13 protein-coding genes and 1 pseudogene are annotated in these 24,251 nt (G+C 50.7%); 4 read left to right on the top strand and 10 right to left on the bottom strand.

What is annotated here, in order from left to right:
* Window positions 1-76: 76 nt before the first annotated feature.
* Window positions 77-445, bottom strand: a complete 369-nt coding sequence (locus NDI52_RS27105; protein WP_190773741.1) for a hypothetical protein — start codon at window positions 443-445, stop codon at window positions 77-79.
* An 874-nt stretch (window positions 446-1,319) separates the two neighbouring features.
* On the opposite strand from NDI52_RS27105, the gene NDI52_RS27100 reads away from it, so the two are divergent.
* Window positions 1,320-2,456, top strand: coding sequence for a hypothetical protein (locus NDI52_RS27100; RefSeq protein WP_190773742.1), 1,137 nt, complete (start codon window positions 1,320-1,322; stop codon window positions 2,454-2,456).
* 363 nt (window positions 2,457-2,819) lie between these two features.
* Window positions 2,820-3,281, top strand: coding sequence for a response regulator (locus tag NDI52_RS27095; protein WP_190773743.1), 462 nt, complete (start codon window positions 2,820-2,822; stop codon window positions 3,279-3,281).
* Window positions 3,282-3,459: 178 nt separating this feature from the next.
* Here NDI52_RS27095 and NDI52_RS27090 read toward each other — a convergent pair whose 3' ends face one another.
* The 3 genes from NDI52_RS27090 to crtR all read right to left on the bottom strand — a co-directional run bounded on the left by NDI52_RS27090 (window position 3,460) and on the right by crtR (window position 9,234).
* Window positions 3,460-3,876, bottom strand: coding sequence for a DUF2294 domain-containing protein (locus NDI52_RS27090; RefSeq protein ID WP_190773744.1), 417 nt, complete (start codon window positions 3,874-3,876; stop codon window positions 3,460-3,462).
* Between the two features lie 978 nt (window positions 3,877-4,854).
* Window positions 4,855-7,938: an excinuclease ABC subunit UvrA gene (gene uvrA / locus NDI52_RS27085; protein WP_190773745.1), complete on the bottom strand. Its 3,084-nt coding sequence runs from the start codon at window positions 7,936-7,938 to the stop codon at window positions 4,855-4,857.
* Window positions 7,939-8,277: 339 nt separating this feature from the next.
* Complete coding sequence (crtR, locus tag NDI52_RS27080) at window positions 8,278-9,234, bottom strand: beta-carotene hydroxylase (protein ID WP_190773746.1); 957 nt, start codon at window positions 9,232-9,234, stop codon at window positions 8,278-8,280.
* 1,043 nt (window positions 9,235-10,277) lie between these two features.
* On the opposite strand from crtR, the gene NDI52_RS27075 reads away from it, so the two are divergent.
* Window positions 10,278-15,275 carry an Ig-like domain-containing protein gene (locus NDI52_RS27075; protein WP_190773747.1) on the top strand — a complete coding sequence of 1,666 codons (4,998 nt, stop codon included), beginning with the start codon at window positions 10,278-10,280 and terminating at the stop codon, window positions 15,273-15,275.
* Window positions 15,276-15,438: 163 nt separating this feature from the next.
* Here NDI52_RS27075 and NDI52_RS27070 read toward each other — a convergent pair whose 3' ends face one another.
* The 4 genes and pseudogenes from NDI52_RS27070 to NDI52_RS27055 form a co-directional block, all read right to left on the bottom strand.
* Complete coding sequence (locus NDI52_RS27070) at window positions 15,439-18,411, bottom strand: GUN4 domain-containing protein (RefSeq protein ID WP_190773748.1); 2,973 nt, start codon at window positions 18,409-18,411, stop codon at window positions 15,439-15,441.
* A gap of 395 nt (window positions 18,412-18,806) precedes the next feature.
* The gene (locus tag NDI52_RS27065) at window positions 18,807-19,541 is read right to left on the bottom strand and encodes a HAMP domain-containing sensor histidine kinase (protein ID WP_242035655.1); all 735 of its coding nucleotides are present in this window, start codon (window positions 19,539-19,541) and stop codon (window positions 18,807-18,809) included.
* Between the two features lie 72 nt (window positions 19,542-19,613).
* A pseudogene (locus tag NDI52_RS27060) lies at window positions 19,614-20,513 on the bottom strand (ROK family protein); the annotation flags it as partial.
* 16 nt (window positions 20,514-20,529) lie between these two features.
* The gene (locus tag NDI52_RS27055; RefSeq protein WP_190773750.1) at window positions 20,530-21,411 is read right to left on the bottom strand and encodes an ABC transporter permease; all 882 of its coding nucleotides are present in this window, start codon (window positions 21,409-21,411) and stop codon (window positions 20,530-20,532) included.
* A 105-nt stretch (window positions 21,412-21,516) separates the two neighbouring features.
* On the opposite strand from NDI52_RS27055, the gene NDI52_RS27050 reads away from it, so the two are divergent.
* On the top strand, window positions 21,517-22,470 hold the full coding sequence (locus NDI52_RS27050; protein ID WP_199307660.1) for a bifunctional helix-turn-helix transcriptional regulator/GNAT family N-acetyltransferase: 954 nt from the start codon (window positions 21,517-21,519) through the stop codon (window positions 22,468-22,470).
* A 145-nt stretch (window positions 22,471-22,615) separates the two neighbouring features.
* On the opposite strand, the gene lpxD is transcribed toward NDI52_RS27050, so the two are convergent.
* The gene (gene lpxD / locus NDI52_RS27045) at window positions 22,616-23,653 is read right to left on the bottom strand and encodes a UDP-3-O-(3-hydroxymyristoyl)glucosamine N-acyltransferase (RefSeq protein ID WP_190773751.1); all 1,038 of its coding nucleotides are present in this window, start codon (window positions 23,651-23,653) and stop codon (window positions 22,616-22,618) included.
* A 32-nt stretch (window positions 23,654-23,685) separates the two neighbouring features.
* On the bottom strand, window positions 23,686-24,045 hold the full coding sequence (locus NDI52_RS27040) for a Spx/MgsR family RNA polymerase-binding regulatory protein (RefSeq protein WP_190773752.1): 360 nt from the start codon (window positions 24,043-24,045) through the stop codon (window positions 23,686-23,688).
* Window positions 24,046-24,251 lie beyond the last annotated feature (206 nt).

The following is a 24,251-nucleotide window of genomic DNA, read 5'->3' as shown; positions in this document are numbered from 1 at the left end:
GCATCTTGCCCTAGCCAAAGCGCATGGCACAAAGTGCCATGCGCTCAAGAGTACAACTTTTCGTTTTGAGTGGAGCCTAGCGCCCGTTAGATGCGTTATCCCGGAGGGGAGGAACACTCCGTTCTACGACATTAGGATACAGTTCGCCAAAATCTTCAACGGCATCTGCAGATTCCTTCGCAATCCGCTCTGCTCGCTTTCCAGGCTTCCCTTCCACTTCACGAGCTTCCTGCTGCCATTCGCCCGTCGTTTTAGGACGAGCGGAGTCATCCTGGTGAATAAGGTCGTCTACCCGATTGGTAAGCGCCTTAGTCCGTTGTTCAGCTCCAACACCCGTAGTTAGAAAGATAACGGCTACCAAACAAAGAGATAAAAAGCGTTTTACTTGAAACACTTGAAGGAGCGAATAGATAGGAGTAATAAGTTTGGAAATCAAGCTCAACATAATAAAGCTCCGTGAGTTTTTGCTTCATCTGCTTGAGAGGGTGTTTGAAAAGCCCCAAAAGGACCTATTTTTCGTGCGTTACATGCATGAAAATAAATTCTTCAAACACCTTCAGGCCGTGGTTTAACCCCAACAGAGTTAGACTCTGATGTAGAAGGGGATTAGACCTCTGACCGCTTGCTTCCTGCAAGCATTCTCAAGAGTAACTTGATTTAATTCTTGATACTTCTAGCAAAAGAGATAATATCGGCACTGCTTGAAGAAGCCAAAGATGGATAAGTAGTTCAGCTCAGCTAAACACAACACTTAAAACACTGTACTGCTCATAAAGCAGAAGACACAGCATTTCGAGTTTTCTGTTTAATCAAGTAGCAAGTACTGAATACCTAAGTTTGCCTATATCTGGAGTGGCTTTCCGCCACTAAGTACTGGCGATACTGAGTACTAGCGATAAGGATGGAATGACGCTCTATTGAAGTTTGTAATGACACGCTATAAGACACGGCTATATTTCGAATTTCAGTAGTGTTCAATGTTGGCAATTAACCAATGAGATAAACTCGATACATTTAATGAAAATGAAAACCTACCGAAAGGTAGACGTGTCTATTCCCATCGATATACTAATCTCATATAGCGCCAAATTTGCCAATAGCCCCTGCAGCGAGCTCTGTAATTTCCTTGCAGATTGATATCCGTTCATTGCACTTCATTGCAGAGCTTCATAGGGACGAATTGCTATTCGCCCTCTTCATGGCTAATGCCTGAGGGTAAATTGTTTTCGCCCTCTAAGGAACTTGATTCCTAAGAGCAAATAGCGATTCATTCCGCTCCATTTCATTTTTAGACCCGCTTCCACAGATTCATAATCAGTATGCAGCTTTTATCTCAATCAGGGCTTCGAAAGTTGGCGGAAATTACAGCGAATCCTTGTGTGTCGCTTTATCTTCCGGAGGCTTCCCTTGATCTTCCTCCCCAAGCGCGTAAGAACCAGCTCAGGCAATTGTTGGAAGATGCGCACTTACAGCTTCAAAAGCAAGATTTCTCCCAGATTTTGATTTGGCATCTTCTGAGACCAGCGGAAACATTTTTAGAAAATGACCATTTTTGGCAGATGGTTAGAGAAGGGCTTGCCATCTACTTGACCCCCGATGGTATGTTTTCCTTTCAGCTTCCTCTGCAGGTGGAACCCTTGGTATGGGTAAGCGATCGCTTCTATCTCAAGCCGCTTTTTCCGTGTATAGCATCGCCCAGCTATGCCTATATCTTGGCCCTTAGTGAGAAGCGGACTCAGCTTTATCAGGCGACTGCCACAACGATTAGCAAAGTTCCATTATTCTATGGACTGCAAGTTTTAAATCAGGCTAACGTTTGTGCTTCCCCAGGGGTACGCACGTTACCAAGGGTGCGAGAGCGTTCTACGCTCCTGACCGTTGAAAAGCGGGATGCCCTGCATCAAATTTGCTCACGAATTGATGTAGCCCTGCAAACCTATTTATCTTCGGAGCCTGTACCCCTCTTATTAGTTGCAGAGCGGGACATACAGGCTATCTACCGCTATACCAATACCCTGCCTAACTTGCTGAATGTAGGCTTGGAGCATAATCCAGACGACCTGCCGTTAGAGATCCTGCATCGAATGGCCTGGGAGAATGTTGAGCCCTGGTTGAGGCGATCGCGCGAGAGTGATATACAGCGCTTCAATGCACTTCAAGCCTTGGGTCAAGCAAACTCTTATCTGGAACAAATTGTCCCCGCCGCCTGTCAAGGTCGGGTAGAAACCTTATTTGTTATGGCAGAGCGCCAGTACTGGGGGCAAATTGATCTAAATTTTGGGGCTTTAGAGCAAGTTAACGATACCCATCCTCAAGACGGTGGGGCACTGGTAGATTTGTTAGATTTAGCGGCAACACAAACATTTCTGCGAGGGGGTAAAGTTTACGTTGTACCCGTTGAGGAGATGCCAGCGTCTGCTCCTATGTCTGCTATTTATCAGCGAGCTCATCTATAAATAGGGAAAATAGGATAGTTTTGCGCATAGAAAATATGCGCAAAACTATCCTATTTGTACTGAAGAAGGGAAAGAAAAGATGAGGTGTTTATAAGCTACAAATAATCTATTTGTTTAGCTAGAACACACCAGAATTTCCCATGAGTGCTTTAATATGAAAAAGCTTAGGTAATAGGACTGACAGGTTAAATTTTTTCAAAGGCTTTATTCTTTTTAATAGGCTGGCTTATTTGACAAGAGTTCTTTCAGGTGTATTCCTCTCTCCACTTATCTAAGGCTGAAAGTTCATAGAGCCAATCTGGTGAGTGCCTTTGGCCCCTCCCAGGCTGCCTTGTTCGCTGTATATCTTATTGCGACGAGCGCATGACGCCATACATTAACCCCTGGAATTCTCCTCTAAACTCATCCGAAGCAAACTCTCCAGATAGATTAGAGAACTCGTCCGGTAAGCCCACAATTCTGATTGTGGAAGATGATCCAGATAATGCCTTTTTAGCCCGCTATATCAGCGAAACTGCCGGGTATATTTCTCATGCTGCTTCTTCCGGTAATGAGGCTCTTGGGCTGCTGGATCGGCATCAGTATGACCTGATGCTTCTCGATATTGTTCTACCCGATATTGATGGGTTCGGTATTCTGCAAGAAGTTCGCCAGCGCTACCCAACCACAAAAATGCCGATTATCGCAGTTACTGCTATGGCCTACCATTGGCAGCAGCAACATATTATAGAGGCCGGTTTCGATGGCTACCTGTGTAAACCCTACACGTTGGAAGCTATGGAGACATTACTCCTCAAGTACTGCTCCTGTAAAAGCTCACTCTAAACATACTCTCGTCGGTTGTCGGCAGTATTCGTGGGTTTTAGGAGGCGTTTTCTCACGTTTTTATCCAGGGAAAATTGCTTGGCGATCGCACCCAACGTTCGAATTTAGAAGAGAGTCGCCAATTCAATTACAAAAGTCGTTCTCTGAAAGCTTCCCAAACATTGAGAACAACTGTCTATTACCCCTGGGAAATGGGAGTCCGTTTGGATGTTGTTACGTCTCTTTGGGTTCTAACTTGGGGTGAGCGATCCAAAATAACAACAATAGCCGATCGCCCTGTTTCTAACGTTGCGTCACTTAAGATGTCAACAACCCCGACCTCTAAAATTCGCTCAATTTCTTGTCGAACAATTGGCTTTAAAGAGGTGTCCAAATGATCACGAACGGTTTCTACTAATTCAGTATGGCCGTTGTCTTGTAGAAGCGTTTCTGTTTGAGTTAACGCGTTTTCTAGAACAAGCACCAATGTCGTATCCATTAATTGGCAGGTAACACGGGCTGGTTGATGCTCAAGGTGAGTCCGGTAGAGGGCTTGAATACTTTGAGACAATGAACGTTGAAGTTCACCAACGGTAGGATATTTTTTATCGTTCATTTATGTAGGTTTCTACAATTAATAGATAGACAAGGGACTAACAATGATTAAGATGGAGAATGCTGTTCTAGTTAACAGCGCATCATCTTAGCAAAGAACCTTTAACGGTGAATTGCAACAACTAACTTATGTAATTTCAATTTAGTTGCACTGTTTTCATAGAGCATCCATCCCCGGAAGGATAATAGAAACTACTGTATTTAACTCTAGATTTAATACAGCTCTCAGTCTAAAAAGAACCTTAAGATATACACCGTTGAAAGTATATAACTGCATGTCCTGATACAGGATTTACCTACCATGGATAGCTTAAGCAGGCATTGTCCTGAATCTATGATGAGGTATGAAGGTAGGGTATACAATGCCTTTTCTTCTAAACCTATCTGCAGGTTTCAAAATTATGCCTACCTGCTTCTTACGGGCAATTGGGAGCTCTCTTTTTCCTTTTGAAAGTGATAGTAAAAAGACTTTGAATTGTGTTTTCTATTGATTTTTGCATGCACTTTGTACACTCAATCCCTCCCCCTTAACTCGAATGGGCAATATGAATAAGACTTACGTATGCTTGTTGTGTGTGGTATGGAAAGCACATCACACAACAAGCATACGTAAGTCCTGATGAGTATATGTTGTTATCGCAATATGCAAGTGCGTTAAGTACAGTTCAGCAATTCTCAGTATGGGCTTCAAAGCTGAGAGTTCGTGCCCGAAGGGCACGAACTCTCAGCTTTGAAGCCCGAAAATAGCCCGTCGAAGGCGGGCTATTTTCGGGCTGGATTTCAAAATGAGAATTGCTGAGTACAGTTAGCGGTGGTGTAGGGTACGAAGTGCCCCACACCACCTAATCAACGTGCACAGCGCTATATACCGTTTTTTAAGCTGCGCCTCCCATTTGACGCAGCTTCCTATTGATTTGGTGTGAGTACAAGGACGTAAATTGCCCACCCCATTCTTGGGGTAGAAAGGCTGCATGATTTCCTATGCAGGACTGGCCGCTTTCACCTTGGCAGGAGGATGTTGAGTCAGAACTTTCTTGAGATATTGTCCGGTAAAAGACTCCTTAACCTTAGCAACCGTTTCTGGAGTTCCCTGGGCAATAATCTCGCCGCCGCGATCGCCTCCCTCTGGCCCCAGGTCCACAAGCCAGTCAGCACAGCGAATCACATCCAGGTTGTGCTCAATAACCAGAACAGTGTTGCCCATGTCGGTTAGCCGTTGCAACACATCCAACAGCTTATGAACGTCGTAGAAGGAAAGCCCAGTTGTGGGTTCGTCGATAAGATAGAGTGTTTTACCCGTTGCTCGACGGGAAAGTTCTGTCGCCAACTTCAAACGCTGAGCCTCACCACCCGAAAGGGTGGGTGCCGTTTGTCCTAAGCGAATATAGCCCAATCCCACATCTACCATCGTTTGCAGCTTTGTTGCCGCCTTGGGGATGTTGGTGAAAAACTCCAGGGCTTCCTCTGCCGTCATATTCAATACATCGGAGATGGATTTGCCCTTGTATTTCACTTGTAAAGTTTCGCGGTTGTAGCGGGCTCCTTTACACACTTCACATTGCACGTATACATCCGGCAGGAAGTTCATCTCAATGACGTTCACCCCCTGACCGCCACACGCTTCGCAACGTCCACCCTTGACATTGAAGGAGAACTGTCCGGCTTTGTACCCCCGAGCTTTCGCTTCAATGGTTTCTGAGAACAAGTCACGGATGACATCAAATACACCCGTGTAAGTGGCTGGGTTGGAACGGGGAGTGCGACCAATGGGTGATTGGTCAATCACAATGGCCTTATCCAGGGCATTTAGCCCCTTCAATTGCTTTAATTCCTTCGGCATTGGCACCTTGTGACCAAAATGGTGTTGCAGTGCCGGATACAACAGCTCATTGATCAGCGTCGATTTGCCTGAACCAGAAACCCCGGTAATACAGACAAACTTGCCTAGCGGAATTTCCAGGTCGATGTGCTTCAGGTTGTTACGGTAGGCATCCGTGAGCGTGATAACAGAGCCGTTCCCGGGGCGACGCTGGGCTGGAGTTTGGATGACGCGACGACCCGATAAATAGGCTCCCGTCAGCGAATCCTCGGCCTCTAGCAAGTCTCCCAGAGTCCCCTGAGAGACGATGTTGCCGCCATGTACTCCTGCCCCGGGGCCAATATCCACCAAATAATCGGCGGCCCGAATAGTGTCTTCGTCGTGTTCCACCACAATGAGGGTGTTGCCCAGATCGCGGAGACGTGTGAGGGTGGCAAGCAGGCGATCGTTATCGCGTTGGTGCAAGCCAATGCTCGGTTCGTCCAATACGTAGAGCACCCCGGTCAGACCTGCCCCAATCTGGGTGGCCAGACGAATTCGTTGGGCTTCTCCACCGGACAGGGTCATCGCTGTTCGATCCAGCGTCAAATAATCTAACCCGACATCCAGCAGAAATTGCAGCCGCGCCCGCACTTCCTTTAGAGCCAGGTCGCCAATCTGGGCCTGGCGGGGCGTTAGTTGCATTCCATTAACCCGTTCCAGGCTTTCTCGAATAGAGACACTGGTGAGGTCTTTGATACGGTACTGACCCAGCCGTACCGCCAGAGCTTCAGGCTTGAGGCGATCGCCCTCACAAGCCTCACAGGGCTGATCCACCAGATACTGCTCCAGCTTTTGCTTGAACATTTCGGAGCTACTTTCCCGGTACTGCCGCTCCAGCATGGGAAGTACCCCTTCGTACTTGCGGTTGTAGCCCTTAGCTTCGCGGTAGCGGGAATCCGTCTCGATGTAAATTTTTTCCTCAGAACCGTGCAGCAGCACATGGCGCTGGTCGGGGGTCAGCTCATTCCATGGGGCTTGAATCTCAAACCCAAAAGCTTTCCCAACGCTATAGAGCAGGGAGAAGTAGTAGGTATTGTCCTTCTCAGACCAGGGGGCGATCGCCGCATAGACGGGCAAGTTGGGGTCGGGAATCACCAATTCTGCTGAGAAGGTCCGGAGGCTTCCGAGCCCGTGGCACTCGGGGCAGGCTCCATAGGGTGAGTTGAAGGAGAACAAGCGGGGTGACAGTTCTTCCATCACGGCCCCATGCTCAGGGCAAGCAAAGTTTTCGGAAAAGACCAATTCTAGAGTATTTGTCTTGCCTTCCTCGTCCTTGCGACCATACTTCCCGGCTGGTTCAGCCGCTACTCCTGGTAGTACCGCCAACTGCAGGTCAGGATTTTGGGGAAATTGCACCACATTATCGACTTCTGGTAGCGTTGCATCAATTAACGCAATGCCCTCAGAGCGCTTCAAACAGGTTGAAAGAGAGTCCACCAGTCGTTCCTGAATTCCCTCTTTTTTAACCAGACGGTCAATCACAATCTGAATGTGGTGGCTGTGATTTTTCTCCAGCTCAATGTTGTCGCTCAGCTCCCGAACATCTCCATCCACCCGTACTCGCACAAAGCCTTCTGCGGCCAGGCTGGAGAGCAGTTTCTTATGGGTGCCCTTTTTCCCTCGTACCACCGGTGCAAGGATCTGAAATTTAGTGCGATCCGGCAGGGTCATGATTTTGTCCACCATCTCATCAATGGTTTGGGGAACGATGGAGCGATCGCAAAGGGGGCAATGGGGTTGTCCAGCCCGACCAAACATGAGTCGCAAATAGTCATAGATCTCTGTCACCGTGCCCACGGTAGAGCGAGGGTTATGGGACGTTGATTTCTGATCAATAGAAATAGCCGGGCTGAGCCCTTCAATCGCATCCACATCGGGCTTATCGACCTGTCCTAAAAACTGGCGGGCGTAGGCACTGAGGGATTCTACATAGCGACGTTGTCCCTCCGCGAAGATGGTGTCAAAGGCCAGAGAGGATTTTCCTGAGCCGGAAACTCCCGTAAACACGATGAGGCGATCGCGTGGAATCTCCAGGTCAATATTCTTCAGGTTGTGTTGCCGTGCACCCCGGATATGAATTGTGTTCTGAGCAATGGACTCTAAGCGGCCCGACTCCGCCAGGGTCTTATCTAGAGCTGCCGCATGATGACCATTGGTGGCAGTAGATTTCCGAGACTTTGCAGACTTTGCAGACTGGGCCATGGCCATTTCGGGGGGAATTTTATTGTAGAGATGAACCACTGCGGGGATGAACCACCGAACAGCAACAGATTTTAATGATTCTATCGTTTTGGGTTAGGTCTAGGGGGCCTACCCAGGCTTTTGCTGAAGGCTGAACGTTCCAGAGAACTCCCAATTCAGCCCCCCAATAATACACCTGTTTGCTATGAGATGGCTGTATCAAAAACATACAAGACGGGTCTAGTGGCAGGCGCGACCCGTGAATAGATTTTGTTGAGTCTTACCCATCTGCCATGAAGCACTGAAAAAACGTTGCTTCTTCGTGTGCACCACACGAAGAAGCAACGTTTCCAAGATCTATTAAGACTTTGTACCTGTTAGTGCGGGTTCTTTAACCTCTGAGTTGGCGGTTTCCTCTCCACCAGCTGCCTTGGTTTTCGCTTCCCCATGGTGGAAGCGGATACCCAAAATCAGGTCATAGACGAAGCCCAGAAAATCTTTTCCTTTGAAGATCCCCAGAGTCTGATGACAGCCCTTCTGGTCTAACAACGGTTGGGTAGCGTAGTAGGCGGCCTGATAGTTATACCAGGGAATTGCGGGCCACAGATGATGAATCAAATGGTAGTTCTGACCCATGATCAGCAGGTTGAGGATGGGACTGGGATAAACCCGAGCATTCTTCCAGCGATCGCGCTCCTGAAAAGGACGATGGGGCAGGTAGTCGAAGAACAACCCCAGCGCTAACCCAACGACCAGAGCCGGGGAGAACCAGAAGTTCATGATGTACCCGATAAAGCCGTAGTGCACTCCCAGGTAAATCACAGTCGCCACGGCCAATCGTGCCAGAAACCACTCCAGCAACTCATATTTGCGCCATAAACGCCGCTTGAAGAAGAAAATTTCGTGATAGAAGAACCGGGCGGCAATGAGCCAGAGAGGCCCACCCGTCGAAACAAAATGATCGGGATCATTGTCAGGGTCGTTCACATTGGCGTGATGCTGCATGTGAACTCGGGTAAAAACCGGAAAGGAAAAGCCGAGCATCAGGGCGCTACCGTGACCAAGGACGGCGTTGATGATGCGATTGCGATGGGCCACATTATGAGAGGCATCGTGAATTACGGTGCCAACCATATGTAAGGCCACAACATTCAGCCCAAAGCAGCACCAGTCCACCCAGTGCCAGCGCCAGTATCCCAACGTTGAAAGAATAGCCAGCGCCACCGCACCCACAAACATGAGAAGCGTAGGATTTAAGTCTCCAGGCGGACCCACCAACTCCTTTGGCACTGTCAGGGGCTTCGTGGCCTCCGACATCGTATCCATACTCCTTTTTGCGTATTCCTTGCGTAGTATAAAGGAAGTCGGATACAGAATGAAGTTTTGTGAAATTAACTCATTTAATCTGCACAGAGAAGGTCATAGCTCTGACCTATCCAATGTGTCATCCGGCTCCTTAAATCCAAGTATTCCCACTTTCTAATCCTCTAACCCCCTAGATTTGTGTGCATAACCCGTACACAAATCTAAGGCGCTAGAGGATTTATCAGTCTTCTAAAAAAAGAAAACGCCCCGGCCCGAGAGCCAGGGGTTTAATCAGGGTGCATCTACCACTCCATACTTCTAGTGCCTAAGAAGACTGTCCGGAGAATTTACAGCTCTTTCGAGAAGAAACTTGAGTCGTACTTCACTCGAATTGAAAAGGGTTATAGGTGCGATCGCTAAAGAACCCGAAAAGGACATAGGCGGCTACCTATGCATCCTGGAGCCAAAATAGATTGAATCCATAAAATAGTTTTGAATTTATTTATCAATATAAAGAGTTTGTATTCTTTGACTCCGTAATTTTGCGGTTTTTTCAATTGCTGAAGATAGCCATTTCTAAAATTTAGTTTGTTTTTTAATGAATTGTAGGTAAAAGCTCGTAGAGCCTCTTCTATATCCTTCTCCAGTGCAATGAGGTACGAGAGAGGGATGTGAACGAAATCCTGTACTTCTCTCCTGTAATGTACTGGAGTGGAAGATCCTGTATTCGAGTTTGGGGTTTAATCCAAATCTGAAAGGAGTGGCAAGAAACTATCAGGAAGCCAGAAGTTATAGGAGTTTAATCTGGGAATCGGTAGAGACTCCGTAATATTTTCATCACTACTTAATAAAGCAGTGAATTACGTCAAAGAATTTCTCAATCCATGTTTTCTCGGAGAATCTGCGGGGTACTCTTGGCAAAGTGTGTAAGTTTACTGATGGGCTAGTCATCTCAAATTTAGATGGATTGATCATCTAGATTTGCCGATTTAGCCATCAGAAAAAGGAACTTCACCTCCTCATGATTTATCCTCAATTTTGCTCGTGGAGTCCTCATGCAGAGTGCTAATTTCGGCTCGTTTTCGAATGACCCGTCGCCTGGTGTTGCCCTTCCAAGTTCGCCTCTTGATACGTATCCCGACCTTGGGAAGCCACTTAATCTCTCTGCAACTCTTAGCCTTGCCAGCGGGGCTGCTTATCAAAATTTAACGCCCATTGAACGGCAAGCATCGTCACTTCGAGAAAGGATGTTGCCCTTCCGTGGCCCTGACTATCTCTTGGGAGCAGGAAACTATGCTCTGTATGGCAAATCCACGAATCAAACGAAGGCCGTACGCACAATTCTAGGTACGGCTGGTCGTGACACGATTAATACCGTCAATCGAGCTGTGGCGGTTGGAGATAGACTGCAAATCTTAGCCAGAGGGGCCGCTGATACCGTCAAAGTTGGCATCCGGACTTCAGCTTATGGCGAAGCTGGTAATGATGTGTTAGATGCCAGATTGGGGCGAGGAAGCAACTACCTATATGGCAATGCTGGAGCCGATACGCTCTACGCTCGTACGAATGATTTTCTGTTTGGAGGCGATGGCAACGATACCTTATGGGCTGGCTCTGGCCGCAACCGCCTGACGGGTGGAACTGGTGCCGATCGCTTTTGGCTTGGAAATGGCAGCTTTCCCTCGGCGGTGAATACCATTCTGGACTTTAACCCGGCTGCCGATCTGCTGATGATTCGGAACCTGCCGGGGGTTCGCTCCTTTGCCGATATTTCGTTGGTCCAGCAGGGAACGGGGACTCGCATTCTGGCAGCGGGGCGGGCGATCGCCGTCCTCAATAACGTTCTACCCAGCCGATTACGTGCCGCCAACTTCCGCATCTCCACCAACGACCCCTTAGTTCCCGCCCCAACAATCACAGCGGGTTTGGTGTCTGATACCGGCGCGTCTGCCAGCGATTTCATTACCCAAACTGCTACCATTACAGGTCAGGTTGGTGGCCAGCGCCTCTCTCGCTTCGAGATCAAAGCTGACAACGGCAGTTTTGTTGACTTTACGAATCAGTTAAATAATGGTCAGTTCACCCTGACCCCAGCCGTATTGGATACCCTCAGTGGTGGCACCCTGAACAACGGGCCGCATACCCTTCAGTTCCGGGCAACCAACGACCAGAATACTGCAACGGTGCGAAACTTTACCTTTACGCTGGATACCGTTGCTCCCAGCAACCCTACGCTGAATGCTCCTGGTGTAACTGCCAGCACAACTGAGCCTTACACCTTTACAGTGACCTATACCGATAACCAGGCCATTCAGGTTGGGAGTTTGGGCGATGGTGATGTGCGCGTAACGGGGCCTGGGAGCTTCAGCCAATCGGCAACTCTTGTAAGTGTCGATACCAATAGTGATGGTGCCACTCGCACAGCCACGTACCAGATTATTCCCCCTGGCAATGGCTGGGATCTGGCTGAGAATGGTTCCTACACCGTTGAGGTCCTGGGGAATCAGGTCAGTGACGTTGCAGGTAACAGCCTGACTGCTAGTACGCTAGGTACCTTCAATGTCAACATTCCCCTGAACTTGAATGTGGGATTAACCAGTGACACAGGGGCGTCTAATACAGATAAGGTCACGACCACTGCAGGGATTACTGGAAGTATTCAGGGTAGTGGTTTCAGCGCCCTGGAGATCAGCGTTAATGGTGGTAGTTTTCAGCCTGTTACCAATTCCGTCACTAACGGTAACTTTGCTTTTACAGCAGCTCAGCTGGCAACCTTTAATGGCGGTCCCTTAACGAGTGGTGCCAATACTATTGTGTTGCGAGCAACCACGACGCAAAGTACGGTTACCGAGCAGACCTTAAACTTTGTTCTGGATACGAGTGCGCCCACGGCTGCAGTCACGGCTGCTAATGTTACTGCGGCCAGCAATACCTACTCCTTTACGGTCAACTTTGCGGATGACAATGCCATAGATGTCAGCACTCTCAGCAACGGAGATGTGCGTGTCACGGGACCAGGCGGCTTTAACCAGTTGGCCAACCTGGTTGATGTAGACCTTAACAGTGATGGCACACCCCGTACAGCAACGTTCCAAATTACTCCGCCTGGAGGCGATTGGAATTTGGCTGATAACGGAACCTACACGGTGGCCCTGGTGGCGAGTGGCGTCTCGGATGTAGCGGGTAATCAGAACGCTGCGGCTACCCTGGGGAACTTCACGGTCAATCTTCCGTCTGCTCCCACCGTGACCGTTGGGTTAACGAACGATACGGGCGTTTCTAACACGGATGGCTTGACGAACTCTGTTGGGGTTACCGGGCAAGTTACCGGTTCGGGGATAAGTCAGCTCCAGGTACGGCTAGATAACGGCAACTTTGTTGATGTAACCAGTGCGCTGAACGTAAACACCGGCGCCTTTACCCTGACATCTGCACAGGTTATTGCAGCTGCAAGTGGCACGCTGGCAAACGGAGCCCATACTCTGACCATTCGGGCAACGAATGGCCAGGGTTCCACTGATAGCACCCTAAACTTTACGTTTGATACCCAGCTTCCTCGAGTGCAATCCGTTAATGCGGCCAACGCACTAGCAGCGGGAGGTGCAAACTATACCTTTACCATCACCTTTAACGATACCCAGGCTGTTGATGTCGCAACCCTGGATAATGGAGATGTGCAGGTCACGGGGCCGAATGGGTTTAGCCAGGTAGCCAGCTTTGTGAGTTCCGTCAGTGGGCTTAACGGCGCACGCATCGCAACTTATCGAATTACAGTGCCAGGGGGAAGTTGGGACCTTGCGGAGAATGGTCTTTATACCCTTTCCATAGCGGTAAACCAGGTACGAGATACGGCGGGGAATGCGATCGCCGCCAGCACCGCTGGCTACTTCAGCGTCCTGGTTCCCTCCCGCATCAACTTCCAGCCGGTAGCTTCCGCCGCACCTGCGGGCTATGCGGTTGATTCAGGTCTGGGCTTTGATGCAACCCGTGGCTATGGTTGGGTGACTCAGGGTACCAGCAATGCGCTGGATATTTCAGCTCGGGTGTTTGATCGTGCCCAGGCTAACATCGAGGCACGGCTGGATACAGTGGCTCTGATGCAAAGCAATGGCACCGCAGCCGCGACCGCAGCTGCGTGGGAATATACACTTCCGAATGGACGCTATAGTGTCACCGTCAGTGTGGGTGATTTTGCAGGAGGCAGCAACCAGATCGTCCGTGCAGAAGGTACTACTGTGGTGCCCTCATTTAATACCACGACCACTGGCGGAATTCCGAGCTACTTCAAACTTGCCACAGCAACGGTTGATGTCGTTGATGGTCGTCTAACCTTGGATGCGATCGGTGGAACTGACACGCGGATCAACTTTGTGGAAATTGTTCCCATCAATCCCGGTGATCATCCCAGCGTTCTGTCGTCGCCTCTGGCTAATGCCACCAACGTGAACCGTCGGGCTGCCATCAACATCAGTGACCTGAGCCTGTTTGGAGTTGGAGAAGGCGTTGATGGAACAACCCTGACCTCTGCGACCATCCAGATTTATCGCACACGGGATGGTGCGGTTGTGGCCAGCAACTTCAACACCAGTGGTGGCAACGATACCATTATCATCCAGCCCCAGAGCATTCTCGATCCCAACACTCAATACACCGTTCGGATTTCGGATGGCGTTAAGGATTTGGGAGGCCGTACGTTCCTCCCTTACAGCCTGACCTTCACGACCGGAAATGAGGCGACAGCTCCGACGGATGGTGTTAACTTCACCCAATCGATCGTCTTTGGTCAAAATACCAGTAACGATGCGCCGATTTCGACGCTGCTCATGAGCCCAGACAATCGGTTCCTGTATGGATCTGCTCTGGATGGCAGTATCTATCGCTGGACGGTACAGGCAGATGGCACGTTGACAGGGCAGCAAACCTTTACAATGCCACGCGGTTCTCTTGCTAATGCACCGGAACTGATCGGGATTGCTTTTGACCCCAACAACTCCAATGTGCTCTGGGTCGTGCAAAATACCGCTACGAGTACCCCAGATGCCGTAGATTTCTCCGGTAAGATTGTCAGACTGACTCTAACGGGAGGCGATGCAGCGTTTACGGCGACGGCTCAAGATTACATTGTCGGTTTGCCCCGCTCGGGACGCGATCACTTCGGTAATAGCTTGCGCTTTGGCCCAGATGGAAAGCTTTACCTAACTCAAGGTAGCAATACCTCGGCTGGGGTGGCTGATAGTGCCTGGGGAATGCGTCCTGAACGTCTGCTAACAGCTGCCATGTTGCAGATTGATCCCACCCGCACCCCTCCCACTGGTGGATTCAATGTCCAAACGGAAGGGTTAGGGGCGAACAATTATGATCCCTATGCTACTAATGCTGTTCTCAAGATCTATGCATCGGGTCTGCGGAACTCCTATGACTTTGTGTTCCATAGCAATGGCACACTCTATGCTCCGGTCAACGGTTCTGGTGGTGGCGGAATCACTCCAGATGATCCCAACACCGCTGCAAATGAAGGGTTGACGAACGTTAGCAGCCGTCCCGACTACGTCTACCGTATTCTCGAAGGGGAGTACTATGGTCATCCGAACCCCAGCCGTGGTGAGTACATCATGGCGGGCGGAAACCCAACAGTGGGTCTTGATCCAGAGGAAGTGGCGGGGACTGCTGGTGTGAGTGGATATGCGGTTGGTACTCTGCCTGATCCAGATTATCAAACGGCCTTGTTTACCTTTGGTACAAGCCGTGCGCCTACAGGTGTACTTGAGTATCAGTCCAACACCTTTAATGGACGGCTCAGGAACCGGCTGATTGTAACGGAGTACAGCTCTGGGGATGACATTGTTGTGTTGGAGATTGATCCAGCAACAGGCAATATCACAGGCTCTAGTATCCTGGGCGGTGGTTCCGTCAATCCGGATTGGGGCATGGCTAACCCGGTGGACATCATTGAGAACACCAGCAATGGCAACCTTTATGTTGCAGAGCTGTATCCTCAAGGATTTGGTGCTACTGCGGTAACTGGGCGGATTCGCTTAATTAGACCAGCCTAATTGTTCTATAGCTCCTCCAGGAGGGGGCACCTCGCTTAACGGGGTGCCCCCTCCTCTTTAGGACGGGTGTCATTTGCTGGATGTGGTGTATCACATCACATCCAGCAAACTATTTTGGTGTACGCGAAGCGCACACCAACCGGAATTTTATTTGACAGCAACCTTAGCTAATATTGCATTCTCGCAGGCGCTTCATAAGGTTGGCGAACATGTGGATATCAGCCCCACCGAAGCTGCGATCGCTTCCCACCGTTCCCACTTTCAGCGCAGCCACGGGCGAAAGTTGCCAGTACCAGCGGGCGGGCAAATGACCCATCACCGCATCTGAGGAAAAGGTGAGGTCATCGTAATTGCGGAATAGGGGATAAAAGTTACCGGCCTTCCACATCCACTTGAGCCTTAGGGCTAGGTCAATGATAAGTTGGCGATCGCCCTGCTTCGGGTTGCTCTGTACAAGGCCATGAAAAATCCGTTCTTGAGCGATGAATCCGAAGTGCCCATTGCTGTGCTTGTCCCATAAGTGGCTGATGGTGGCTAGATCGGTGCAGGGGATCCGCAGCAGGGAGTCCGGACTGAGCCAGGCTTCTCGACTGCGATCGGTAGCCAGCAACATGACGCGGAAGGTTTCGCGATCGGCCTCACGCCACAGACTATCCCGCAGTAACTCCTGCAACACGCTGTATTCTACGTTGCGCTCAGAGCTGAGCGGGTCGGCCATGAAGGCGGAAGCCGAGGATGCCGGAGGTGGGGTTCCATCCAGTTCAGCGGAATCTGGAGTGGACGTTGGGGGTGGTGGGCTGGAGTCGAGATTGGGATCTAGATCCTCCCCAAGCACGGGGTCAAAGGTCGTGTTAAGGGTTGGATCGAGATTTGGGTCAGGGACGGGGTTGAGATTCGGATCGATGATTGACTCAAGATTGGGATGGAGGGTTGGGTCCAGATCTGAATCACCACTGAAATCAGAAATCGTCTCATAGGTAGCATTCACCTGATCCTCAATCTGCGTCATCTCCTCCTGCGTCAGATTGAGGGATTGGCCCAGTTCAAGCAGTTGGGAGCGCTGCTCATCAGAAAGGGGAAATTGCTGGCGAGTGGCATGGTTGTAAGCCCGCTGGTATGTCAAGCGTGATTCAGCCTGACGCTCCAGGTCGGCCGCAATTTCGGCATCGACCTGTTGTTCAATCTGCCACACGTCCGTTTCCTTCAGCCCCAACTCATGCCAGATCTGCTTGAGCTGCTCTTGAGCCGCCTCAGCAAGAGGACGCTCGACTGTGCGATAGTGCTGCTCATAACGGCTCTTGTTTTGAGCATAGGCGTGTCGCTGAGCTTCTGCCTGTAGCTTCAGATGCTCTAGAATTTTCGCGGCTTCTGCCTCTGAGAGCTGCAATTCTGTTTGAAGCCGTTTCAGGTCTTGCTGCTTGGCTTCACTCAAGGGGTACTCCTCCTGCAAGAGTCGGGCACATTCCTGCTGATAATAGGCCAGATTTCTTTGATGCTGTTGCCGCTGCGCTTGAATTTTTGCAGTGGCCTGCTCCTCTACCGTAGCAATATCTGCATCCGAAAGCTGGAGCTCCTGCTGCATTTGAGCCAGGCGATCGCGCTGGGGCTTCCGCAAGACGGCTTCCTGGCTCACCAGCGTTGTGAATAACGCCTCATACTGAGATAGTCGGGCCTGCTTTTCGGCGAGATCTTGCTGCACTTGCTGATGAACGCGTTGGGCGATCGCCTCGGCATGCTCTGGCTGAATTTCCAGAGAACGCTGCAGCTTTTGCAGCCGCAACATGGTCACTTCGCTGGGTGGATCCTCGGCGCTCAAGGCCTGATACCAGGCTTGCTCCAATTGCTGAAGGTTCTGGTGATAGCGTTGGCGTTGCTTCTGGTTAGCGGCCAGAACTTGAGCCTCAATGGCTTGGGCCACCTCATCAGGCAATTCCAGGCTGCGTTGTTGCTGACGCAACTTGAGTCGCTCCGGGGTGGGGAGGGGGTACTCAAAGGCGATCGCCTGACGAAACGCCTGCTCATAGCTGCTCTGGCGCTGCTGCTGGCGGGCGGCCTGCTCCATAAAAGGCTGCATAACGGCCTGCTGGATGGCATTCACTTCCGTATCTGACAGTTCCAACAAGGCCTGAAACTCTTCCAATTCGGCCTGTTGTCGGGGGCCAAGTGGATATTCTAGCTGTAGTGCTGCCGTCAAAGCCTGGCGATAACGCTGTAAATCCTTGGCATGCTCCCGGAAAGGACGTAACACATCATCTTCAATGGCCTGAGCTTCTTCGACAGAAAGCCCCAGGCTGACTCGCCGTTTGTCTAAAATAGCCCGTCCTACTGGAGAAAACTGCCCTTTCTCGACCCGGCTTTCCACATGCTGACGGTACTCGTGGCGAGGGTCAAAATGGCGTACGCGTGCCAAATTGATGGCGCGATCTTCATCCCGCGTGACGATCAACTCGGGGTAACCTTCGGTTAGTAGTGGCTGTAATTGCTCCAGCACATACTCATGGAGCTCGTCTACAGAAACCAGCTGGTCATGGTTGCGATCGGCTTTGCCCGTCGTAATGCCTTCTACCAGCAGATGGGTGTAGGGGGATAGTTCGTGGCTCTCAAACTGAGAGATGGGATGGGAGGCTTCTGACCCCAGTAAAATGACACGTCCCTGTCCGCCCAACTGCCCCCGTAGGTTTAGCGAGCCGTTGTATACAGCGACTTCCATGGGATCAACCCCCTGAAAACCGCAGTCCAGAATCATTACCTGCTGCCGTGCGGGACTGGTGGCCATAATGTCTTGCACGACCTGCGCCGGAATTGCGGTGGCTTTGACCAGGTCACCGTCACTATTCTTGCGGGTGGACTGGGTCGTGAAATAGGCTTTGCCCTGGCGATCGCGCACCCCTCGCCCAGCAAACAACAGCAAGCCGAGATCTTCTCGCCCTAATCTACGAAAGAACTCCTCGATCGCCTCTTCCATCGTCAGGCGATCGGGGTCTAAGAGGGGGATGGCGTGCTCAAACCCACCCATTTCTGGATGCAGCAAAACTTCTCTCACCGCCTCTACGTCATTTCGGGCGGTCAGAGAAGGCTCCAACATATTGGTGTTTTGGTAGCTGCCGACCCCGATCAACAGGGCGTATTTCGCCATTGAATAGAGCTAATTCAGGTAGTTGACCCGACTGGTGCACCTCTGGGGGGAGGGATAGTGATCCCATGGGGCGATCGCGGTGTGCCTGTTTCCCTTACTCTCAGAGTAATATGGGTTTTCTCAAATGAATACATCTTCTGCAAAGGAAGTGTCCCCAGCAGTATCCATCTGACTCCAATTGGCCACCATTTTTAAGATTTTCAGGACTTACGCATTTGTGTTGTGGGGGGTGTGCTTCGCACACCCCCCACAACACAAATGCGTAAGTCCTGATTTTCCTTGCCATATAGTGCTGTGCGGGTTGATTAAGTACGGTGGTGTGGGGCACGAAGTGCCCCACACCACCGTTGCTGTACTTAACGCACTCGCACGTTGCTATATAGCAATGTGCCTGATCAGATGACGGCCAGGGGAAGGCCAAAGGTTAGACGAATCTGTCCACTTTCGGTATTGGCGACCTGCCACTCTAGACGACTACCCATCCGTTGCAAGACCAGATAGTCCATTTGCAGCAATTGACCGGGTGATAGGCTGGAGGGCGCTTGAAGAAGTTGATCGCGATTAGGCTGGGCGGTTAGTGGAATTCGATCCTGCTGCATCCAGTCCAGGGAGTCTTTCCAGGCTTCAGCCGGACGCGAATCTTCTACCCAAATTTGGGCTTGCTGATGGGGCGATACCGTGACCCCAAGCTTGATAGAACCACCATCCATGTGACTAATGGCGCTCTCTAGACGGTGAACTAGCACTTGCCGCAGCCAGTTGGGATCTGCTTGCACGTAAACCTGGGGGTCGGGGAGCTGAATGTCTAGCCGCACGTTGCGATCGCGGGCATGAAGCTCATTGATTTCGTGCACCGTTTTCAACAACCCCGAGAGTTGAACAGGCTGCATTTGAAGGGGCAGACTGCCTGTGCTGAACTTAGAGATACGAATCACTTCATCCAACAACGCCAACATTTTCATCCCAGAATCGTGAGCTTGTTTGACAAACCCCCGCTCCTCCTCAGGGCTATCGCACAGATCTCCCAGAATCAGTTGGTGCAAGCCGAGGATGCCGTTGAGGGGCGATCGCAACTCGTGGGCGGTTCGGGCCAGGAACCCGGCGTTGAAGCGTGCTGTCTCCTGAGCCATGTGATAGGCCAGGTCTGCATCGGAGAGCAGCGGATTTTTGGCCTCATCTGCGTTTTTAGGGGTGATACTCTCTAGCTTTTCCCAGGCGAGTTTGGCCGCTCCCACCATGCCGGCCTGGTTGCCCAATTCAGCCGTCACAATCTGCAGCCCTTCCCGAGAAGTCTCCAGAACCCGCTGGTTGATCTCATCCCAGAGTGTCGGCATGAAGAAGGGAGCACTGGCGCTGACGCCACCACCGAGAATCACGACTTCTGGGGTAAAGATGTAGATCAAATTGGAAATTCCGGCTCCCAGGTCGCAGCCATAGTTTTTCCAGAAGGCGATCGCGGTTTCATCTCCTGCTGCCGCTCGTTGCCCTAGCTCTGCAGGCTCCATTCCGGTGCGACGACGAATGGCCTGCACAGAAACCAGTTGTTCCAGGGAGCCATGATTACCACTGTTGCAGGTATCGCCAGACGGGTCGAGGGTAATTAACCCCAATTCTGCTGCGGTGCCGTGGCGTCCTGTAAACAGCTTGCCATTCAGGATGACGGCCCCGCCGACCCCGGTTCCCAGAGTCAGCAGAATGGCATCTCGATACTGTCGCCCGGCTCCCAACCAGACCTCTCCAATACCCGCACAGTTTGCATCGTTGGCTGCAACCACGGGCTTACCCGTTCGCTCCTCCAGCCAATCGGCGATGGGCACGTCTTTCCAGCCCAGGTTGATGGCAACGAGGGCGAGGCGTCCAGTCTCATCGACAGGGCCAGGCGTGCCAATGCCAATGGCCAGAGCTTGGTCATCGGGATCAAGAGTACGGATGGCGGCGGCGATCGCCTCTACAACGGCGTGAGGCTCCGCAGGTTGAGGAGTGGGTATCGTCAGGGAGTGTAAACATCGGCCTGCTGCATCAAACCGTCCTAGCTTGATAGCAGTGCCCCCTAAATCGACGCCAATGACCTGAGGGGAATGGTTTGCGCTGTTTTTGTCCAAGGTCTTTGCCTCAATATCACTTCCAGTTTTCGCGCCGTAGCAACGGATTCATGAGTTCGTTCAACCCTTCACCTACCAGGGAAAGCCCTACCACTAACGTTGTCAGGGCCAAACCGGGAAATAATGCTGTCCACCAGATGCCTGTGGGTAATGCATCTAAAGCCTGGCGCAAATCCAGTCCCCACTCAGGGGTCTGGTCCGGTAATCCTAACCCCAAAAAGCCTAACCCTCCCAATGTGAGAGCGGCATCCGCAGCATTAAGGGTAAAGAGAACGGGCACACTCTGAATCACATTGGCGAAAAGGTAGCGAGACATCACGCGCCAGGGCGAGGCTCCCATGGCCTGAGCCGCTTCTACAAAGAGTTCTGTTTTGACGCTGACTGTGTGATTTCGAACAACTCGGTAGTATTGCGGAACGTAGGCAATACTGAGAGCGATCGCTGCATTCAGTACCCCCCGTCCTACGACAAAAGCCAGGGTCACCGACAACAGCAAACCCGGCAAAGTGTAGATGGTGTCCATGAAGAAGAGTAGAACGCGATCTAATCGTCCTCCCAGATAGCCGCTCACCATCCCCAAGGGCACCCCGATCAACACACTCAAAGCGGTTGCCAGAACCACCACTTGTAAGGCAACTCTGGCCCCAAACAAGGTGCGAGAAAACACGTCATAGCCTTGGCGACTGGTGCCGAACCAGTACTGGCTGGAAGGAGGCACATGGATGGGATTGGTCAACGTCTCCAAAGGATTGCGTAGCCACCCCCAGGACTGCATAACCGGGGTGAATAGGGCGATTAGGACAAAGACCAGAGTGATGCCAACCCCCAACCACATCATTTTCATCGATAGGCTGGGACGCTGGGCGAAGTTGAGAAAACGAGGACGGGTCAGAGCCATGATGCCGAGATTTCTGGTGTGTGAATCATTGTGTCATCTTTGTGCCTTTTGTACACTTCAAAGCCCTATTGAGCTAATTATGTAACTAATTACGTAATTGGTTTTATGGGTATAGATTTTTATCGTCGTGTCGGTAAGTTAGCTCTGGGTAGCCGTCTACGCCGCTTAGGGGATTGTTTGGCAGAAGATGCTACCCGGATCTATGGTTTGTATGACGTTCCTCTAGATCCCAAGTGGTTTCCGGTTTTCTATATTCTTTCCGAACAAGAAGCTTCGATTACGGAAATTGCTCAGGCGATCGGCCACTCCCATCCTTCAGTGAGCCAAATTGTTAAAGAAATGAAGGTGAAAGGATTAGTGACGACGGGTAAAAGTACAGGGGATGCAAGGGTTAACGTAGTCAGGCTTTCGGAGCAAGGAAAGCAAGTTATTCCAAAGATTACGACGCAGTATCAGGATGTCACTCAGGCGGTTGAGGAGCTGTTATCTGAAGCTCAAAATGATCTGTGGAAAGCGATTGAGGAGGTTGAATTTTTGTTGGACAACAAGAGCTTTTTAGACCGGGTTCGACAAATTCGAAAGATACGTGAATCTGAAGCTATTAAGATTCTTGATTACACTCCAGACTATCAACAGAATTTTAAACAGTTGAATTGTGCGTGGATCGAGAAGTACTTCATCCTGGAGGATGCAGACTATGAATCTCTGGATCATCCAGACAAGAAGATTCTGCAACCCGGTGGGCATATTTATTTGGCTCAATACAACGGTGAAATTGTAGGTACCTGTGCCTTGATCAAGATGACCGATGATACTTTTGAACTCGCAAAAATGGCCGTTTCAGAAGAGGCGCAGGGAAAAGGAATTGGTTGGCAATTGGGGCAAGCCGCTATTACTAAAGCTCGTGAACTAGGGGCTAAAACTCTTTATTTAGAAAGCAGCACAATTTTGGAACCCGCTATCAAGCTTTATCAGAAACTAGGCTTTCGAAAGGTGACAGGACGACCTACACCGTACAAGCGCTGCAATATTCAAATGGAGCTTTCATTGAAAGATTAATTGGGGGCAAATTTGGGTAGATTGCGATCGCAATACCTATTCTGTTGCTGCCAATCCACACGATAAGAAACAGGACTTCTGCATAATTGTTAGGTCGGGCTTATGATGCACACCTACCCAACAGTTATGCAGAAGTTCTGATTTGTTATTGTTGACGTTGAAGGCGGCGCAAGGTTTGCCGCATATCCGGAAGCTGCTTCCAAAGGGCAGCTATCTTGAAAAACTGCTTCAAGGGCATTGCAGGTGTGCCAAATACCACCGCTCCCGGTTCCAAATCAGCAGTAATACCGCTTTGTGCCCCCGCCTGTACCCCATCGCCAATAGTGAGATGATCGGCCACTCCGACCTGACCACCCAGAATGACCCGACGACCTACCTTCACGGCTCCGGCAAGCCCTACCTGAGCTGCCAGGGCACAACCATCACCAATGTCACAGCCATGAGCAATTTGCACCAAATTGTCGATTTTGGTGTTGCGTCCAATGTGGGTGCTACCAAGGGCTGGGCGATCGATCGCGGAATTGCAACCTACCTCGACTCCATCCTCCAGCACCACAAAGCCGGACTGCTGCATCTTAAAGAAGCCGTCAGCTGTAGGCACAAAGCCAAACCCCTCAGAGCCGATCGCCGCGCCACTGTGAATTACACAATCCGCCCCAATCTGGCTGCGCTCGTGAATCACACAGTTGGCATGGAGCGTGGTGCGATCGTCCACAGTCACCCCCGGATAAATCACCACATTGGGATGAATGCAGACCTCGTTACCAATGGTCACCCCGGCTTGAATGACCACATGGGCACCAATGGACACATTTGTACCCAATTGGGCCGATGGGTCAATGATGGCGCTGGGATGAATGCCAGGAGTTGGGCGGAAGGGTTGGTAGAAGCGGGCGATCGCCTGGGCAAACAGTAAGCGGGGTTGGGGGCTGGCGACCCAGGCCAGACCTTTCTCGTTCGCTAACGTCTGCAGCTCAACATTCAGGGGTAGCACCACGGCAACCGCTGACGTTCCTGCCAGCTTTTCTGCTGAGCGACTGCCGCCGTCAATGTAACTGATGGTGTTTGGCTGAACGGCAGAGATAGGAGAAACCCCGCTGATTTCTGGATCCAAATCAGGATAAGTGTCCAGGCTGCTGGTTTTAACCGGGTTAAAAGAAGGAATCAGTTCGCTGAATTTCATAGAGCTTGGTTGAAACGATGGTCGGGCTTTACTCAGGACAACCTGAGGCTCTGACGGAGCACATCATCCTTATCCTTAAATCCCACCAGTACGGCTGTGCCATCTTTCACAAACAACGGACGCTTCAACAACATGGCGTCATGGGTGAAGGCCTTGACCCATTCCTCATCGCTCCAGCTATCTCGCTCTGGGCCCAAAGCCCGGTAAGATTGCCCGGAAGTATTCCGCATAGGCTTTGCGCCCAACTCCTTTACCCAGCCCTCAATTTGGGATTTTTCGGGAGGCTGCTCCTTGGTGTTAATAAATTCGTACTCGATACCATTCGTGGCTAGCCACTGAAACGCTTTTTTGCAGGTACCGCAATTTGGAATACCGTAAACCTGAAGAGCCATGCGGGTTCTACCATCTCAACAGGGCTATTATCCTCTGAAATCTGTCGCTGTGCGAAGGAGTTTCACGTGCAAGTGCATCACGGAACGCTTCTAATACCAAACAAATATGAAGCTGCGCCAAACTAGAAGAGTCCTCTTTGAGGTGATGGGCGATGACAGGACGTCCTTTTCAAGTCACGGTGACGGAGAGCCTGGAGCAGTTAGAG

It is taken from the genome of Leptolyngbya sp. PL-A3, assembly GCF_039962325.1.
In the GTDB taxonomy this organism is placed as follows: domain Bacteria; phylum Cyanobacteriota; class Cyanobacteriia; order Elainellales; family Elainellaceae; genus Vacuolonema.
The sequence above is the reverse complement of the archived record's forward strand: the minus strand, read 5'-3'. Positions and strand labels throughout refer to the sequence as shown.

Excerpts from the sequence above, each read along its gene's own strand:
- NDI52_RS27105 (WP_190773741.1), bottom strand. The coding sequence starts at position 445 with ATGTTGAGCTTGATTTCCAAACTTATTACTCCTATCTATTCGCTCCTT.
- NDI52_RS27100 (WP_190773742.1), top strand. The coding sequence starts at position 1,320 with ATGCAGCTTTTATCTCAATCAGGGCTTCGAAAGTTGGCGGAAATTACA.
- NDI52_RS27095 (WP_190773743.1), top strand. The coding sequence starts at position 2,820 with ATGACGCCATACATTAACCCCTGGAATTCTCCTCTAAACTCATCCGAA.
- NDI52_RS27090 (WP_190773744.1), bottom strand. The coding sequence starts at position 3,876 with ATGAACGATAAAAAATATCCTACCGTTGGTGAACTTCAACGTTCATTG.
- uvrA (WP_190773745.1), bottom strand. The coding sequence starts at position 7,938 with ATGGCCCAGTCTGCAAAGTCTGCAAAGTCTCGGAAATCTACTGCCACC.
- crtR (WP_190773746.1), bottom strand. The coding sequence starts at position 9,234 with ATGTCGGAGGCCACGAAGCCCCTGACAGTGCCAAAGGAGTTGGTGGGT.
- NDI52_RS27075 (WP_190773747.1), top strand. The coding sequence starts at position 10,278 with ATGCAGAGTGCTAATTTCGGCTCGTTTTCGAATGACCCGTCGCCTGGT.
- NDI52_RS27070 (WP_190773748.1), bottom strand. The coding sequence starts at position 18,411 with ATGGCGAAATACGCCCTGTTGATCGGGGTCGGCAGCTACCAAAACACC.
- NDI52_RS27065 (WP_242035655.1), bottom strand. The coding sequence starts at position 19,541 with ATGGCTCAGGAGACAGCACGCTTCAACGCCGGGTTCCTGGCCCGAACC.
- NDI52_RS27055 (WP_190773750.1), bottom strand. The coding sequence starts at position 21,411 with ATGGCTCTGACCCGTCCTCGTTTTCTCAACTTCGCCCAGCGTCCCAGC.
- NDI52_RS27050 (WP_199307660.1), top strand. The coding sequence starts at position 21,517 with ATGGGTATAGATTTTTATCGTCGTGTCGGTAAGTTAGCTCTGGGTAGC.
- lpxD (WP_190773751.1), bottom strand. The coding sequence starts at position 23,653 with ATGAAATTCAGCGAACTGATTCCTTCTTTTAACCCGGTTAAAACCAGC.
- NDI52_RS27040 (WP_190773752.1), bottom strand. The coding sequence starts at position 24,045 with ATGGCTCTTCAGGTTTACGGTATTCCAAATTGCGGTACCTGCAAAAAA.